2 protein-coding genes are annotated in these 1,454 nt (G+C 55.3%); both read left to right on the top strand.

Features of this window, described 5'->3' with window-relative positions; genetic code table 11:
* The first annotated feature begins 65 nt into the window (after positions 1–65).
* The gene (locus BFP89_RS29155; RefSeq protein WP_065883309.1) at positions 66–374 is read left to right on the top strand and encodes a transposase; all 309 of its coding nucleotides are present in this window, start codon (positions 66–68) and stop codon (positions 372–374) included.
* Positions 375–382: 8 nt separating this feature from the next.
* Complete coding sequence (locus tag BFP89_RS01385; RefSeq protein WP_256097288.1) at positions 383–1,213, top strand: IS3 family transposase; 831 nt, start codon at positions 383–385, stop codon at positions 1,211–1,213.
* Positions 1,214–1,454 lie beyond the last annotated feature (241 nt).

Here is a 1,454-nt window from a genome sequence, read left to right on the forward strand (position 1 = left end):
TGAACTGGCCTAATGCTCCCGGACACCTCTTAAGGGCGATATGATTCGCCCAATCAGGAGGTTTCATGCAAGAGCGAAAGACCTACACCCGCGAGTTCAAGCAACGTGCTGTAAGCATGGTTCTTGATGATAACTGCTCAGTTCCTGACGTCTGTGCGTCGATGGAGGTTGGCCCCACGGCTCTGCGCCGTTGGATTGAGCAGGTTCGCAAAGAGCGTCAGAAAGGGCAGCCAGTGGCAGGTACTAAGGCAATCAGCGATGAACAGCGAGAGCTTCAACAGCTGCGAGCCAAGGTCAAGCGCCTGGAGACCGAGGCTGAAATCTTAAAAAAGGCTACGGCTCTCTTGATGTCGGATCCCGATCGTTTTTCCTGATCGAGGAGCTGAGAGAGTCGAGTTCGTATCCGACCTGCCTGCTTTGCAGTGCGCTGGGCGTTTCCCGCAGCGCGTTTTATGACTGGCTTAAGCGTCGCTCAGTGCCGAATACCAAGCGTGACGCGCTCAGAGCAAAAGTCGTGCAATTGCATGACCAAAGCCGGGGAAGTGCAGGCGCGCGGATGATCTCTCAGCACTTGAAAGCCCAGCAGATCAAGGTGGGACGGCATCTGGCCGGAAAACTCATGGCGGAGGCAAATCTGGCCAGCAGACAGCGCCGCCGCCATCAGTATCGCTCTAGAGGCGTCGAAGCATTTGTGGCCAAGAATCTGCTCGAGCGTAACTTCGAGCCAACCGCAATCAATCAGGCCTGGTGCGGCGACGTTACCAGCCTGATGGTTGGTAAACGTTGGTATCACTTGGCAGCGGTCATTGATCTGTTCGCCCGCCGAATCGTTGGCTGGGCGTTTTCCCTGATCAACGACGCCAACCTGGTTAGCAAGGCGCTGAGAATGGCGGTGGAGGTTCGAGGCAAACATGCAGGCTTGATGTTTCATTCGGATCAAGGCAGCCAATACACCAGCCAGCTCTTTCAGTCCGAGCTGCTGGAGCATGGGATAACGCAAAGCATGAGCCGCAGGGGGCAGTGCTGGGACAACGCGCCAACAGAGCGTTTCTTTGGGACGCTTAAATCAGAGTGGGTGCCCAATAAGGGCTACACGACAGTTGAAGAAGCCAGGCGGGATATGACCAGCTTCTTCATGCGATACAACCGAATCAGGCTCCACAGCTACAACAACTACCTGTCGCCAATAGCCATGGAGCAAAAAGCGGCATAAACACCGTAATCGGTGTCCGGGATTACTTGACCAGTTCAGCTTGCCCCCGATGACGGTGTGTCAGCAATAGATAATCTGGCTGATCCACCGCTATCGGGGGCAAGCCCCCTCCCACATTGGGTCGATGTGTACTTAAGGAATTTGTACGCCTTCGGCCAGCAGTGGTGGATTTCACGGTTGAGGAATCGCCGTTTGACCGCTTCTCCAAGAAGCTTGCCCTGTATCTAGGCTTCCAGGGCCC

This window comes from Pseudomonas sp. 31 R 17 (assembly GCF_900004915.1).
GTDB lineage: Bacteria > Pseudomonadota > Gammaproteobacteria > Pseudomonadales > Pseudomonadaceae > Aquipseudomonas > Aquipseudomonas orientalis_A.